The 13,988-nt window shown below is 71.8% G+C and carries 11 protein-coding genes and 2 tRNA genes; 4 read left to right on the plus strand and 9 right to left on the minus strand.

The window, feature by feature from the left end; genetic code table 11:
- Window positions 1–4 precede the first annotated feature (4 nt).
- The 5 genes from Pka01_RS22750 to Pka01_RS22770 all read right to left on the minus strand — a co-directional run bounded on the left by Pka01_RS22750 (window position 5) and on the right by Pka01_RS22770 (window position 4,605).
- A complete protein-coding gene (locus tag Pka01_RS22750; RefSeq protein WP_203884868.1) occupies window positions 5–964 on the minus strand; it encodes a Bug family tripartite tricarboxylate transporter substrate binding protein in 960 nt (319 codons plus the stop codon).
- Between the two features lie 178 nt (window positions 965–1,142).
- A complete protein-coding gene (gene glmS / locus Pka01_RS22755) occupies window positions 1,143–2,960 on the minus strand; it encodes a glutamine--fructose-6-phosphate transaminase (isomerizing) (RefSeq protein WP_203884869.1) in 1,818 nt (605 codons plus the stop codon).
- An 8-nt stretch (window positions 2,961–2,968) separates the two neighbouring features.
- On the minus strand, window positions 2,969–3,244 hold the full coding sequence (locus Pka01_RS22760; protein ID WP_203884870.1) for a hypothetical protein: 276 nt from the start codon (window positions 3,242–3,244) through the stop codon (window positions 2,969–2,971).
- A 172-nt stretch (window positions 3,245–3,416) separates the two neighbouring features.
- Window positions 3,417–3,980 (minus strand): DJ-1/PfpI family protein, encoded by a 564-nt coding sequence (locus Pka01_RS22765; RefSeq protein ID WP_203884871.1) that lies wholly within the window; start codon window positions 3,978–3,980, stop codon window positions 3,417–3,419.
- Window positions 3,981–4,059: 79 nt separating this feature from the next.
- A complete protein-coding gene (locus tag Pka01_RS22770; protein ID WP_203884872.1) occupies window positions 4,060–4,605 on the minus strand; it encodes an XdhC family protein in 546 nt (181 codons plus the stop codon).
- 128 nt (window positions 4,606–4,733) lie between these two features.
- Here Pka01_RS22770 and Pka01_RS22775 point away from each other — a divergent pair.
- Window positions 4,734–4,805, plus strand: a tRNA-Gly gene (locus tag Pka01_RS22775).
- A 27-nt stretch (window positions 4,806–4,832) separates the two neighbouring features.
- Window positions 4,833–4,907, plus strand: a tRNA-Val gene (locus Pka01_RS22780).
- Between the two features lie 132 nt (window positions 4,908–5,039).
- Here Pka01_RS22780 and Pka01_RS22785 read toward each other — a convergent pair.
- From Pka01_RS22785 to Pka01_RS22800, 4 genes are all read right to left on the minus strand, one after another.
- On the minus strand, window positions 5,040–5,477 hold the full coding sequence (locus Pka01_RS22785; protein WP_203884873.1) for a hypothetical protein: 438 nt from the start codon (window positions 5,475–5,477) through the stop codon (window positions 5,040–5,042).
- 113 nt (window positions 5,478–5,590) lie between these two features.
- A complete protein-coding gene (locus Pka01_RS22790) occupies window positions 5,591–6,859 on the minus strand; it encodes an MFS transporter (protein WP_203884874.1) in 1,269 nt (422 codons plus the stop codon).
- 91 nt (window positions 6,860–6,950) lie between these two features.
- Window positions 6,951–7,415 (minus strand): hypothetical protein, encoded by a 465-nt coding sequence (locus Pka01_RS22795; protein ID WP_203884875.1) that lies wholly within the window; start codon window positions 7,413–7,415, stop codon window positions 6,951–6,953.
- Window positions 7,416–7,418: 3 nt separating this feature from the next.
- Entirely contained in the window at window positions 7,419–9,605 is a 2,187-nt protein-coding gene (locus tag Pka01_RS22800; protein WP_239115211.1) for a molybdopterin-dependent oxidoreductase, read from the minus strand.
- Between the two features lie 277 nt (window positions 9,606–9,882).
- On the opposite strand from Pka01_RS22800, the gene Pka01_RS22805 reads away from it, so the two are divergent.
- Both Pka01_RS22805 and Pka01_RS22810 read left to right on the plus strand, forming a co-directional pair.
- Window positions 9,883–12,786: an ATP-binding protein gene (locus Pka01_RS22805; protein WP_203884877.1), complete on the plus strand. Its 2,904-nt coding sequence runs from the start codon at window positions 9,883–9,885 to the stop codon at window positions 12,784–12,786.
- Window positions 12,787–12,872: 86 nt separating this feature from the next.
- Complete coding sequence (locus Pka01_RS22810) at window positions 12,873–13,988, plus strand: alpha/beta fold hydrolase (protein ID WP_203884878.1); 1,116 nt, start codon at window positions 12,873–12,875, stop codon at window positions 13,986–13,988.

A 13,988-nucleotide genomic window follows, 5' to 3' on the forward strand; every position in this document is an offset into this window, starting at 1 on the left:
GCGGTCAGAGCAGACCGAGATCGCCGAGGAGCTTGTCGGTGCGGCCCGCCTCGGCCTCGAGCCACATGCGGAAGTCGTCGCCGGCCAGCAACATCGGCGTCCACCCGTTGCGCGCGCAGGCCTGGCCCCACGCGTTCGACTCCCCGATCGCCTGGCAGAGGGCGAGCAGCGCGTCCCGCTGGGTCTGGCCCAGCCGCCGGGAGGCGAGCAGACCCCACCAGTTCGCGTAGACCAGGCGCACACCCGACTCGACCAGCGTCGGCGCGTCCACGCCCTCGATGCGCTCGGAGGCGGAGACGGCGAGCGGGCGCAGCCGTCCCGCCCTGATGTGGGCGACCACGTCCCGGTGGCAGCCGAAGCCGAGGGCCACCCGGCCGTCGACGATCGCCTCCACCGCCTGCGCGCCGGTGGGGAACGAGGCATAGTCGAGCAGCCGGGTGTCCGCCCCCAGGCCCTGAGCCGTCAGGCCGTACAGCAGGTGGTCGGGGCCGCCCGCCGCCCCGCCGGCCACCTTGGGCCCGGCGGGGTCGCGCAGGAGGGCGGCGGCGAAGTCGTCGAAGGTCCTGAACCGCGAGGATGGGGAGGCCACCAGGACCTCCCACTGCCCCGCGAGCCTGGCCAGCGGCCAGGTGCTGCCCGCGATGGGCGCCGCGCGGTCCATCACCGCGACGGAGACCAGCGCCGGGTCGGCGACCATCAGGTCGCCCTGACGGCCCGCCGCCACGAATCGGGCGATGGCGAGCGTCCCGCCACCGCCCGGCCGCGCGCTGACGCCGACCTTGTGCGCCCACCGGCGATGCTCGATGAGCTCCTTCATCACGCGGGCGAACGCCGCGTTCTGGCCTCCGGAGGGGCCGGGGACGACGAAGGCGATCTCGCTCTGGACCGGCGGATCAGCCGTTCCGCACCCCGCCGCGAGAGCCAGAACCCCCGCCCCCAGCGCGAAGACCGATCGGCGTCGCACGTCGGCATCCTCCCCCCAAAGGAGCCCGCATACCGACAGCGTACGACTTATTACGCCATGTGACTACATTTCGGGCATAGGTGCTCTCGCGCCTCTGCCGTGACACCGTCCATCACACAGCCCATGACCCAGTCCATGACCCAGTCCATGACCCAGTCCATGACGCGCCCCGGGCGCCTTACTCCACGGTCACGCTCTTGGCCAGGTTGCGCGGCCGGTCGACGTCCCGCCCGAGGGCGACGGCCGCGTGGTAGGCGAAGATCTGGAGCGGGATCGTCAGCAGGATGGGGTCGAGCTCGGTCTCGTTCTTGGGGACCACGATGCAGTCGTCGGCGGCCTCGGCCGTCCGGTGGCCGACCATCAGGATGCGTCCCTCCCGGGCGCGGATCTCGCCGAGCGTGGTGAGGTTCTTGTCGAGCAGTTCGTCGTCGGGGACGATCGCCACGGTCGGCAGCTCGGGGCTGATGAGCGCGAGCGGGCCGTGCTTGAGCTCGCTCGCGGGGTAGGCCTCGGCGTGGACGTAGGAGATCTCCTTGAGCTTCTGTGCCCCCTCGCGGGCGACCGGGTAGCCGCGGACCCGGCCGACGAACATCATCCCGGGCGCGTCGGCGTACTTCATCGCCAGCGTCCTGATGTGCTCCTCCTGGGTCAGGATCTCCTTGATCTGCTCGGGGAGGCGCCTGAGGCCGTCGACGATCCGCCTGCCGTCGGCCGGGGACAGGTCCCTGACCCGTCCCAGGTGGAGGGCGATCAGCGCGAACGCCACCGCGGTGGAGGTGAAGGCCTTGGTCGAGGCGACCGAGACCTCCGGGCCCGCGTGCAGGTAGACGCCGCCGTCGCACTCGCGGGCGATCGCGCTGCCCACGGTGTTGACGATGCCGAGCACCCGGCCGCCCTTGCGCTTCAGCTCCTGGACGGCGGCGAGCGTGTCGTAGGTCTCCCCCGACTGGCTGATCGCGATGTAGAGGGTGTCCGCCTCGACGACGGGGCTGCGGTAGCGGAACTCCGACGCGGGCTCGGCGTCGGCGGGGATGCGGGCCAGCTCCTCGATCAGCTGCGCGCCGATCTGGCCGGAGTAGTACGCGGAACCACAGCCGATGATCTTCACTCGGCGGAACGACCGGCTCTCGCGCGGGTCCATGTTGAGGCCGCCGAGGTGGGCGATGTGGAAACGGTCGTCGAGCCGGCCGCGCAGCGTGCGGGCCACCGTGTCGGGCTGCTCGGAGATCTCCTTGAGCAGGTAGTGCTCGTAGCCGCCGTTGTCGTAGTGGCCGGCCTCCCAGTCGACCGTGAAGGGCTCCTTGGAGGTCTCGCGCGCGTCGCTCGTGAACGTGTTGAAGCCGTCGGCCTTCAGGACGGCCAGCTCGCCGTCCTCCAGGTGGACGACCTGGCGGGTGTAACGGATCAGGGCGGCCACGTCGGAGGCGGCGAACATCTCCTTCTCGCCGATGCCGAGGACGATCGGGCTGCCGTTGCGTGCGACCACGATCTCGTCCGGGCGGTGGGAGTCGACGACGGCGATGCCGTACGTGCCGACGACGCTCTTGAGCGCCCGGCGGACCGCCTCCTCGAGGGTGTCGGTCTCCTTGACGGTGCTGCCGATCAGGTGGGAGAGCACCTCACTGTCGGTCTCGCTCTCGAAGACGACCCCGTCGGCCTCCAGGCGACGGCGCAGTTCGTCGGCGTTCTCGATGATGCCGTTGTGGACGACCGCGATGCGCTGCTCCTGGTCGAGGTGCGGGTGCGCGTTGACGTCGCTCGGCACTCCGTGGGTGGCCCAGCGGGTGTGGCCGATGCCCGATCCGCCCTTGAAGCGGGCGGGGACCGCCGCGGCCAGGTCGGCCACCCGGCCCTTGACCTTACGCGTCCGCAGGCTCTTGGAGTTGACGACGGCGAGACCGGCTGAGTCGTATCCGCGGTACTCCAGGCGCTGGAGTCCTTCGAGCAGGATGGGCGCCGCGTCCTGCGATCCCACGTAAGCGACGATTCCGCACATATCCGCTCCTATCCGTAAACAATCCGACGGAGCTGGCGGAGGGACAGCTCCGGCGCCGCGACACGCCTTCCCGACAGTTCGGCGGAGATCCTCGGGAAGATCTCGTCGTTGGTGAACCCCTTCGACTGGAGCTCGCCGTGACGCCGCCGGACGAAGTCTTCGGCGGGCTCGCCGAAGTACGCCAGGACGTCGGCGACCACCCGTGCCGCCTCACCGGGGCCGAGCGGGGTCGTCCTGGTGAGGTGACCGATCAGGTCCTCGAAGGGATGTCGTGCCGTGGACACAGAGCAGGACCTTAACGTAGCGCGGATGCCGACTATCAAGATTCCTGCCCGGATTCGGGCAGGATCAGCCGCTAAGTGGTCCCATGAGACGCGAAAGAGCCCGCCACCATTAGGCGGGCTCTCGTAGATCGTACAGAAATACGCGATACGTTCCGTTCGCCAGATCCCGGGGTCAGGCCGCCGGTCCGGCGTCGCGCAGGACCTTGAGGAACGCCCGCATCCACGCCGGATGGTCGGGCCAGGCCCGGCCGGTCACGAGGTTGTCGTCGACGTGCGCCTCGCTGTCGACCCACGTGCCGCCCGCCTGCTCGACGTCGGTCGCGCAGGCCGGGTACGCGCTGCTCACCCGGCCCTTGAGGACTCCCGCCGCCGCGAGCACGAGCGGGCCGTGGCAGAGGGCGGCGATCGGCTTGGAACGCTCGGCGAAGTGCCGGACGATCTCCTGACAGGCGGCGTCGTTCCTGATGTACTCGGGCGCGCGCCCGCCAGGCACGACGAGTGCGTCGTAGTCTCCGGGCCGCACGTCGGCGAACGACACGTCGGCGGGCCACGCGTGGCCCGGCTTCTCGGTGTAGGTGTCGAAGCCGTCGACGAAGTCGTGCACCACGAACTGGAGCTTCTTGGCCGACGGCGCCGCGATGTCGACGTCGAACCCCTCTTCGAGCAACCGCTGGTAGGGGTACATCACCTCGAGGTCCTCGGCGGCGTCACCGGTGATGATCAGCACTTTCGTCATGGGATCACCCTTTCTCGTGCGCTCTGCCTCCGATCCTGCGCACGAGCGGGCGGTCGGGTCAACGCCGCCGGGCCCCCCGTCAGAACGCGAAGCCGCCCGGCCGCCCGTTGCGATCGGCCACCAGCCCGGCCAGGGTGGCGACGGCGATCTCCGGCGGAGTGCGGGAACCGATGTTGAGCCCGATGGGCCGGTGGACCCGGGCGACCACTTCCGCGGGCACCCCGAGTTCGGCCAGCGCGACCTCGTGCGGCGCGGGATGGTACGGCTTGCCCATCACCCCGATCCACCGGCACTCGCAGGCGAGCAGGTCGCGGAGCACGGGCCCGAGGTCGGCCCGGTGGTGGTCGGTGACGACGACGTCGGCCGTGCCGTCCAAGCCGGCGGGCGGGCCGCTCGTCATCTCGAAGGGCGGCTCCTCCGCCCGCACCTTCTCGGCGAGATCGCGGTCGGGCTCGAGGAGGATTCCGCGATAGCCGAGATCGGCGCCGTACCGCAGCAGATAGCCGGCGACGGGGGACGCGAACACGGCCACGAGCGTGCGGTCGCCCTGTGGCGGCGCCGCCTCCCCGTGCGCCACCGCGCAGGCCGGGTCCGACTCGTGCACGTGGGTGTCCGAATGAGCCATGGCCCCAGTCTCGCACCGGGCCCGCGGAAAGCGCCGGGCTCTCTTCCGGAGCGGGCGCGATGGCGCCGGGACGCCTGGGGATCCGCTAGAGTTGGCGAAGCGTCGCGAATGATTCATCTCGCGACAACGCGGAAGTGGCTCAGTGGTAGAGCATCACCTTGCCAAGGTGAGGGTCGCGGGTTCGAATCCCGTCTTCCGCTCGCAGAGTGCGTCACAGCACTGGGCACGGGCGATTAGCTCAGCGGGAGAGCGCTTCCCTGACACGGAAGAGGTCACTGGTTCAATCCCAGTATCGCCCACCACAAGATCCGAAGGCCTCCGGGACATCCCGGAGGCCTTCGGCGCGTCCGGGCCCAGAACGGCACGGAAAGGCACAGAACGACGCGGTAAACGGCCGCGACGGATCAGCCGTGCTCAGGGTTGCTCAGCAGTGCTCAGTCATGGTCGAAGTACCAGCGCGTGCAGAAGCCGTCCGCGACGCCGTCCTCCTTCGTTGAGGCGCACGCGCGCATCCAGGCGCCGATGTTGTCCTGCTCGTTCGACGAGGACGCGCTGAACGGCCCGCACCTGGTCCAGGTCCGCCTGCTGTCGTAGGACCGCTCGACCCAGACGAGATCCCCCGGCCGGTACCCGTCGGTGATGACCGCACGGGACTCGTCGAAGACCCGCCCGTTGACCAGGCGGACGCGGAGGGTCCGCACGCCCTCGGCGGTCTCCACGGTCCTGGCGGCGCTTCGGAGCTCCGAGCCGACGTCGAATCCGTTGAACGGCGTTCCGCACCCCGGTCCCGCGTGTGTCGGCGTCGCGATCACCAGGACCGTCGCGGCGACGCCCCCGGCCATGACGATGCCCAGGAGCCTTCCACGCTTCATGGGGTGCGTTACCCTTCCTCAGTTCCGGCTGCCGCGGGACACCACGGGGACCGGCCTCGATGACCAGCCCCGGTGATCGGCGTCGAAGTTACCAGGGTAGATCACCATGGGAATCACCCAGGCTCGGCGCCCAGTCCCTCCGGCCGGGGCCGCCGCACGGGCGTCAGCGTGGCCGCCACGGCGATCGTCACGCACCCGAACCCCGCGACCAGGCACGCCGCGGCCACGCCGTGCCGCGAGGCCGCCCAGGTGAGGAGCCCGGCACCGAGCGGCCCCAGCGCAGAGTGGATCGTCCAGAAGGCCGACGTCACCCTGCCGAGCAGCGCGTCGGGAGTGACCTCCTGCCGAAGCGACATGGACGAGATCCCCGCCGCACCGGTGCAGAAGAGGAAGACCGTCGCCAGCACCGCCACCGCCGGGACGCTCGCCGCCAGGCCGACCCCGGCGACCGCGACGCCGCCCAGCGCGTAGCAGCCGATCCACAGCGGGCCGAAACCCAGGGATCTGCGCAAGGCGGGCGCCAGGAGGGCGGCCGCCAGCGTCCCCGCGGTCGCCGCCGCCAGCACGTACCCTGCCGCGGTGTCGGGCTGCTCCAGATCGTGCTTGAGGTGGTAGATCAGCACGTCGGACATGCCGTACGTGACGAACGTCAGGACCGAGAGCAGGACCGTCAGCGTCCGCAGGACCGGGTGGCGCCACAGGAACCGCGCGCCGGCCAGGAAGTCGTCGAGGGCTCCCCGCCGCGCTCCCCCGTGCCCGGCGGGCTCCGGCGCGGGAGTCGTACGGGCACGGGGGCGCACCAGGCACAGGCCCGCGGCGGAGACGGCGAAGGTCGCCGCGTCGATCCCGATCGCGGCGGCCGGACCGAGCAGCGCGGAGACCGTGCCGCCGAGCGCGGGGCCGACGAGGCTCGCCACGGCGTAGGTCCCGTAGAGATGGCTGTTGGCCTTCATGACCTGGCCCTCGGCGACCAGCGCGGGCACGACGGTGACGTACGTGACCGAGAAGAGCATCCCGATGGCGGCCCCGAGCGGCACGATCACGAAGATCAGCCACGTCTGCGGGGAGACCAGCCAGACGATCGGGATGACCGCGTAGAGGACGGCCCGGACCGCGTCACAGGCGATCAGCAGGCGGCGGCGGTCCAGCCGGTCGGCCGTCATCCCCGCGAACATCCCGGCGACGATGCCCGCCGCGCCGGCCAGGGCCGTCACCAGCCCCATCTGGGTGACCGACCCCGTCGCGTGGAAGACGAGCAGGGGCAGCGCGACCGCGGAGAAGGAGTCGCCGGCGACCGAGAGGGTCTGGACCCCCAGGAAGATCAGGAAGTCGCGGTTGGCCCGCAACGGCGGCGAGCTCCCCGGTCCCTCGTCCCCCGCCACCCAGGCGTCCCTCCGCGCGATCTCGTCCCGGCCGCGTCCACGCTAGGCGCGGCGGAGCGGAACCGCAACGGCCGTCGGGCCGTACGTCAGGTCAGGACGCCACGACCAGAGCCTGCGGGGCCGCGTGCCGCATGCGGGTGCGCAACCACAGGAGCTGAACGGCGAGCTCGCCTCCGCAGCGGCGGACCACGTCGAGCAACTCGTCGTCGCGCGCCCCCAGGGCGCCCTGGGCGATCATCGCGCAGGCGATGTCGCACTCGGTGACCAGCAGGTAGAGGTCGTGCAGATCGCGCAGCAGTCCGAGCCCGCCGGGCCTGGTCCCCGCGAACAGCGGCTGATGGAGCCGTTCCGGCTCCTGGGCGGGCGACGTCCACGGCTCGTAGCGCCGGACGAAGGGTTCCAGCCATCTGGCCTGGTCCCGGCACTGTACGGCCAGGCGCTCGCAGACGCCGTACATGTCGGGCTCATGTGGGTGGCCGCGCCTGATCTCGCGGAACGCCTCCGCCAGCGCGGTTTGTGACCTGTGGAGCAGCCGCAGGTAGTGGGCGAGGTGCATCGCTCATACCTCCTCTAGCCGTTGGGAGACCTCAACAGGCACGACGCCGTCCGCCTCCGCACCTCCTCCCACTTCCGCGAGCTCGGCGGCCCCGGCGTCCGGGGCGGCGTCCGGCGTCACAGGCACGGTCGCCACGCTGTATATCGGCTGTTTGGACACCGGGTCCCAGTAGAGCGGGCGCCCGTCTCCGATCGCCTCCGACGAGGGTTCGTAGTCCACGACGTGGAGGAAGGCGCGCCCGCGCGCCTCCTTGGCGAGATAGGACTCCGCGCCCCACTCGGCGCCCGTGGCGAGATCGTGCCCGAAGCTCTGGCAGACGCCGGAGTCGGTGGCGAACCGCCCGCCCGCGTAGAGCCGCTCGGCGCCGTGGCCCGACGAGGGGGTGCACGGCCACTGAACGCCGCTGCCGCCGCGCAGCCGCTCGTAGGTGATGCCGGTGTAGTCGCACGGCCTGCCCTTCGAGCAGGCCTTCCACGCCTCGAACGCCGATTCGGCGTCGTGCCAGCCGATGAGGGGCGCCCCGTCCCGGTCGCGGAAGTCCATCCGCCGGGCGTAGTCGAGGAAGATGTCCAGGTCGGCGCGGGCCTCCCCGGGCGGTTCAACGGCCCGCTCACAGAGGTGGACCGACCGGTCGGCGCCGGTGACGGTCCCCGGCTTCTCGCCCCAGCCCGCGGCGGGGAGGACCACGTCGGCCAGCCGGGCGGTCTCCGTCAGGTAGAGGTCCTGGACGACGAGGAACAAGCCCTCACTCTCGAGGACGCTGCGGACCCGGTCGGCGTGGGGCAGCGAGACCACCGGGTCGGCGGCGGAGACCCACAGCAGCCGGATCGAGCCCTGCTCGGCGTAACGGAAGATCTGCATGGCGTGGGTCGGCGGCCCCCAGTGCGGAATGGCCGCGGGATCGACGTTCCACAGCTCGGCGAGCTCTCGCACGTGGTCCGGGTTCTCCCAGTTGCGCATTCCGGGGAGGTCGCCGGTCGCCCCCGTCTCCCTGGCGTGCTGACCGGCGGGCCGGCCTGTCATCTGGAACAGGCCCGCACCCGGGCGGCCGAGCATCCCGCGGAGCAGGTGGAGGTTGTTGACCTGGCACGCCGCGGCCGTCGCCTGGTTGGACCGGTAGAAGCCCGGCAGCACGGCCGACACCAGCCGCTCGCAGGAGCCGAGGATCTCGGCGGCCTGCTCGATCAGGGCCGCCGGCACGCCGCAGATCTCGGCCGCGCGTTTGGGCGGGTACGCCTCGACGACCCGGCAGAGTTCGGCGAAGCCGATCGTGTGCCTGGCCACGTACGCCGCGTCGACGCGGTTACCGGCGATCAGTTCGTGCATCAGGGCGTTCATCAGCGGGACGTTGGTGCCGGAGCGGACCGGCAGGTGGACGTCGGCCTCCTTGGCCACCTGCGCGTCCCGCGAATCCACCGCGATCATGGCAGGCGGGCGCGGGCCGAGGCGGCGGTCGAGCATCCGCTCCCACACCACGCGGGACTCGGCCATGTCGTGCCCCCACAGGGCGATGGCGTCGCAGTGGTCGACGTCGGTGTAGGAGCCGGGCTGCCCGTCCGCGCCGAAGCTCGCCCTGAGCGCGGCCGCCGCCGTCGCGTCGCCGACGCGGGTGCTGCCGTCGACGTGCGGGGTGGCGATCCCGGCCTTGGCGATCACCGCGAGCGTGTAGTGCTCCTCGAGGAGAAGCCGGCCGCCCGTGTAGAACCCCACGCGGCCCCAGCCACCCGGAGGGCCGAGCAGTTCCTTCGACCGGCGGGCGACCGCGTCCATGGCCGTGTCCCAGTCGCATTCGACCAGGCGGCCCTCCTGCCTGATCATCGGGCTGGTCAGCCGGGCGCCGTCGCCGGTGGACGGACCGTACCGGTCCCGGGGGTCGATCCTGCCGTGGTTGACGCGGTCGGCCGACCTGCCGCGCACGCCCACGATCCGGCCGTCCCGCACCGCGATGTCGAGCGCGTCGCCGCTCGAGTGCGTCGCCGAGACGTTCTGGATCCAGGCGCCGACGTCGGCCTCGGTCACCCCCTCGTCGAGGAAGGTGTCGACGCGCACGGGCCAAGGACTGCCGAGGCCGATCTCCGAGGGAAGCGCGTCGCGCAGGCGTCCGGGAAGTGCCGCGGCGAGCCGTTCCACCCCACCCGGAGGTCCGTACGGCGTGCGCCTTCCCCCGTGGTCGGCGATCGGCTCAGGCACCTGGCACCTCCGCGGTGGCGCGACAGCTCCGACATTGCTCCGTGACAGCGACATGGCTCCGACGACCTGCGCGAACGAGGCTGCTCGTACCCGGCGGCGCATCTCTGACCCCGGAAACGGAGGGACTGACCGGTTTCTTTTCGAATAATTTCCATAGGGGGTTAATGACGTTGTGTGTCCGGTGTGGGGGGAGCATGATCTGTAAAGTGCGTTTACTGAGGAATGTCGGCGCGAGCGATCGGGACCTCGGGCGTCTCCGCGTCGCTGTGGGGTGGGAATGGACGGTCGTACGACCTCGCCGGCCGTGACCGGCTCTCCCGCGCCTGCGCGGGGCGCACCGGCAGGGCCTCTGGTCGGACGGCAGGACGCGCTGGACATGTTGCGGAGCGCGCTGAGCATCGGCGACGGCTTCCGCTTCCTGACCCTGGTGGGCGACCCGGGAGCGGGCAAGACGCGCCTGCTGTCCGAACTGACGACCCTGGCCGCCGCGCAGGGGTTCACCACGCTGTGGGGAAGAGCCGCCGAGTACGAGCAGGTCATGCCGTACAGCGCGCTGGTGGACGCGCTCGACGACCACATCGACGCCCGGCACTCGGACGTGGTCGGCGCCGTGGGAGCCGCGCAGGCCGCCATGCTCGCGGGAGTGTTCCCCGCCCTGGCCGCGCAGGACACCGGCGAGACCGTCGCCGACGACCGCAGCGGGCTGGCCCGCTACCGGCTCTACCGGGCCCTGCGCCAGATGATCGACGCCCTGGCCGGGTCCAACGGGCTCGTCCTCATCCTCGACGACGTCCACTGGGCCGACGAGAGCTCCATGGAGTTCCTCGACCACGTCGTCCGCCACCCTCCGGGCGGTCCCGTGCTGGTGGCCGCGGCCTACCGCCCGGCGCAGGCCCCGCCCCGGCTCGCGACGCTCGTGGCCGCCGCCGGGCCGCGCGGTCACGAGGTCACGGTCGGGCCGCTCAGCCGAGCCGAGGTCGACCAGTTCCTCGGCCCCGAGGTCGCCCGCAGCCGGGGCAAGGCCCTCTACGAGGCCAGCGGCGGCAACCCGTTCTACCTCGAGGCCCTCGCGCGGATGGACCACACCGAGGCCGGGGAGCTGCCGCCCACCGTGCCGGCCGTGCTCCAGGTCGAGCTCGGGGTCCTGTCCCCCGACGCGCTGCGGGTCGCGCAGGCCGCCGCGGTGGCCGCGGACGAGTTCGAGCCGGCGATCGCCGCGGTGGCCGCCGAGGTGTCCCAGGCCACGGCCCTGGCCGCCATCGACGAACTCGTGGAGCGCGACATCGTCAGGACCCGCGGGGGGCGTTTCAGCTTCAGGCATCCCCTCGTCCGGTGGGCCGTCTACGAGTCGGCCGCGGCCGGCTGGCGGGTGGGCGCCCACGCGAGGATCGCCGCCCACCTGGCCGAACTTGGTGCGCCGTCCACCGTCCAGGCCCATCACGTGCAGCGATCCGGTTCGTTCGGCGACCACAAGGCCGTCGGCGTCCTGCTCGCGGCCGCCCGCACGGTGATCACGCAGGCGCCCGCCACCTCGGCCCACTGGCTGCAGGCCGCGCTGCGGCTCATGCCGGACGACCACGCGACGCGTGAGGACCGCCTGGCCCTGCTGATGGAGCTGAGCTGGGCCCAGGGCGTCAGCGGGAGGCTGGCCGAAGGACGCGACACCGCACGCGAGCTGCTGCGGCTCCTCCCCGGTGACGACTATCCCCGCAGGGGCCGGGCCGCCCGGGTGTGCGCCCTCATGGAGCGCCAGCTCGACCGCCCGCAGGAGGCCCGGGCGCTGCTTCTCGACGAGCTGAGCCGCATGCCCAACCCGCGGTCGGCCGCCGCGGTGCCCCTGCGGATGCGGCTGGTCGCAGAGAGCCTCATGCGCGTCGACTTCCGCGCCGCCCAGGCCGTCCTCGACCTGATGCCGGACGCGGCCGACGACTGGGAGCCCGGCCTCGCCGTCGCGGTGGCCGCGCTCCGCCCGATGCCGGCCTACGCGGCGGGCCGCGCCGCAGAGGCGCTCGGATACGCCCGGACGGCCGACCGCCTGCTCGCCTCCGTGCCCGACGACCATCTCGCGGAGTGGCTCGACGCCATCGCCTGGCTGTGCTGGGCCGAGATCAACCTCGGCCGGTACGGAGACGCGCTGCGCCACTTCGACCGGGCTGCGGAGGTGGCCCGCGCGACCGGCCAGAGCTACATCCTCACCAACCTGCTCGCCGGGCGGGCCAAGACGTTGGTGACGATGGGACGGCTGGCCGACGCGTCGGCCACCGCCGAGGAGTCCGTTGAGGGCGCCAGGCTGCTCGACTCGGGCCAGCAGCTCGTGTTCGCGCTCACCCAGGTCTGCCTGGCCGCGTCGTGGGCGGGTGACGACGAGACCGCCCTGCTCGCCGGGAACGAGGCGGTGCAGCGCGGCGTCGGAGGCGGCGAGGTGTGGGGGGCGCAGGCCCGTTACGCGCGGGGGCAGGCGCTGGTCAACGCCGGGCGGCTGGAGGAGGGCGCCGAGGCCGTCCTCGACGCGTGCGACAGGTTCGAGTCACCGCGCCTGGACCGGGCGACGCTGACGTCGTCGTGCGAGGTGCTGGCCCGGGTGGCGGCGTCCCGCGGCGACGAGGCAGGGGCGATGACGTGGGCGGCTCGCGCGGCGCAGCTCGACGACCGGGGACTCGAGACGCCGTCCGGGATCGTCCCCCTCGCCCGGGCCCACGCGTTGCGGGGCAAGGACCCGGCCGCGGCGGCCGCCGCCGCGCAGGAGGCCGCCCGTCTCCTGTCGCGTGGGCAGCGCGACCTCGACGCCGGCAGGGCACTGCTGACGGCCGGGCTCGCCCACATGGAGGCGGGCGACAAGAGCGCGGCGCGCGACAGCCTCAGGTCGGCCGCCGCCGCGTTCGACGCGTGCGGGGCGCGCGGCCTCAAGGCGCAGACCGATCGTGAGCTTCGCCGCCTCGGCGTCCGCGTGAGCGGTGCGCCGAGCGCGGCCGGCGCCGGCCGGGACGCCGCGGACCTCGGGCTGTCGCCAAGGGAGCTCGAGGTGGCCCGGCTGGTCGCCGAAGGGCTCACGAACCAGCAGATCGCCCAGCGGCTGTTCCTCAGCGTGCGGACGATCGAGACCCATCTGTCGCGCATCTTCACCAAGCTCGACGTGTCGTCACGGGTGGGCGTGGCCACCGCGCTCAACCGTCGTCACTGACCTCTCACCACGAGTACGGGTTTTCCACGATGCCGCCGGACACGGCCGGATTGGGATCGTTGGCCTGGGCCAAGGAGGACGATCAGATGGAGCACCGAATTCCCCGGTTCACGCTTGACGGCGTGCGGGAAGCCGAGGTCTCGATCCATCCGTTCGCCACCGAGGACGAGTTGGGACTCACACTGACCCGGTTCCGCCGGGCGGGCGGTCCGACGGCGGAGGGGACGCCGGACGATGTGGTCCTGCTCATCCATGGCCTGACCTCGTCGAGTGACATGTTCATCATGCCGGAGCACACCAACCTGGTCGGGTTCCTGCACGAGAACGGTTTCGGCGACGTATGGGCGCTGGACTTCCGGATGAGCAACCGGTTCCCGTACAACGTCGAGACGCGCAGGCACACGCTGGACGACATCGCCCATTTCGATTACCCGGCAGCGTTACGTGAACTCCGCCGCCATGTGGGGGCGCGGCGGATTCACGTGATCGCGCACTGCCTCGGGTCGTTGTCGTTCAGCATGAGCCTGTTCGCCGGCGCGGTCGACGGGATCGCGAGCCTGGTCGCCAACAGCGTGGCGCTGACTCCGCGGGTGCACCGGTGGTCCAGGGTCAAGCTGTCCCTGGGCCCCGTGCTGATGGAGTACGGCACGGGCCTGTCCTACCTCGATCCGCGGTTCAAGGACGCGCCGCCGCTCACCCGCCGGTGGCTGCTGGCCCGGGCGGTGTCGCTCCTCCACCCGGAGTGCCGCGAACCCGCCTGCCACATGCAGAGCTTCATGTGGGGCAGCGGCAAGCCCGCGATGTACCGCCACGGCAACCTGCGGCCTGAGACCCACCTGCACGAGCGTCTCGCCGACCTCAACGGCGCGTGCGACATGCACTACTACCGGCACGTCCACAAGATGGTGGCGGCGGGGCAGGCGGTGAGGTTCGACCCCGGGGACCGGCGGCACGACGACCTGGGCGACGACTACCTGGCGGCGGCGGCCGACGTCACGACGCCGATCCTGCTCATGACCGGCGACCACAACGACGTCTTCACCGACTCCAACATCGTGTGCCACGAGAGGTTGTCGGAGGCCGCGCCGGGACGGCACGAGCTGCGGGTCCTGCCCGGCTACGGGCACATCGACACGCTGATCGGCAAGGACGCGCACCTGGACGTGTTCCCGCACATCCTCGACTTCATCAAGCGGCATTAG

This window comes from Planotetraspora kaengkrachanensis (assembly GCF_016862895.1).
GTDB lineage: Bacteria > Actinomycetota > Actinomycetes > Streptosporangiales > Streptosporangiaceae > Planotetraspora > Planotetraspora kaengkrachanensis.

What these genes read in the sequence shown, in the direction of transcription:
- glmS (WP_203884869.1), bottom strand. Translation starts at nt 2,960, where the DNA reads ATGTGCGGAATCGTCGCTTACGTGGGATCGCAGGACGCGGCGCCCATC.
- Pka01_RS22765 (WP_203884871.1), bottom strand. Translation starts at nt 3,980, where the DNA reads ATGACGAAAGTGCTGATCATCACCGGTGACGCCGCCGAGGACCTCGAG.
- Pka01_RS22785 (WP_203884873.1), bottom strand. Translation starts at nt 5,477, where the DNA reads ATGAAGCGTGGAAGGCTCCTGGGCATCGTCATGGCCGGGGGCGTCGCC.
- Pka01_RS22810 (WP_203884878.1), top strand. Translation starts at nt 12,873, where the DNA reads ATGGAGCACCGAATTCCCCGGTTCACGCTTGACGGCGTGCGGGAAGCC.
- Pka01_RS22805 (WP_203884877.1), top strand. Translation starts at nt 9,883, where the DNA reads ATGGACGGTCGTACGACCTCGCCGGCCGTGACCGGCTCTCCCGCGCCT.
- Pka01_RS22795 (WP_203884875.1), bottom strand. Translation starts at nt 7,415, where the DNA reads ATGCACCTCGCCCACTACCTGCGGCTGCTCCACAGGTCACAAACCGCG.
- Pka01_RS22770 (WP_203884872.1), bottom strand. Translation starts at nt 4,605, where the DNA reads ATGGCTCATTCGGACACCCACGTGCACGAGTCGGACCCGGCCTGCGCG.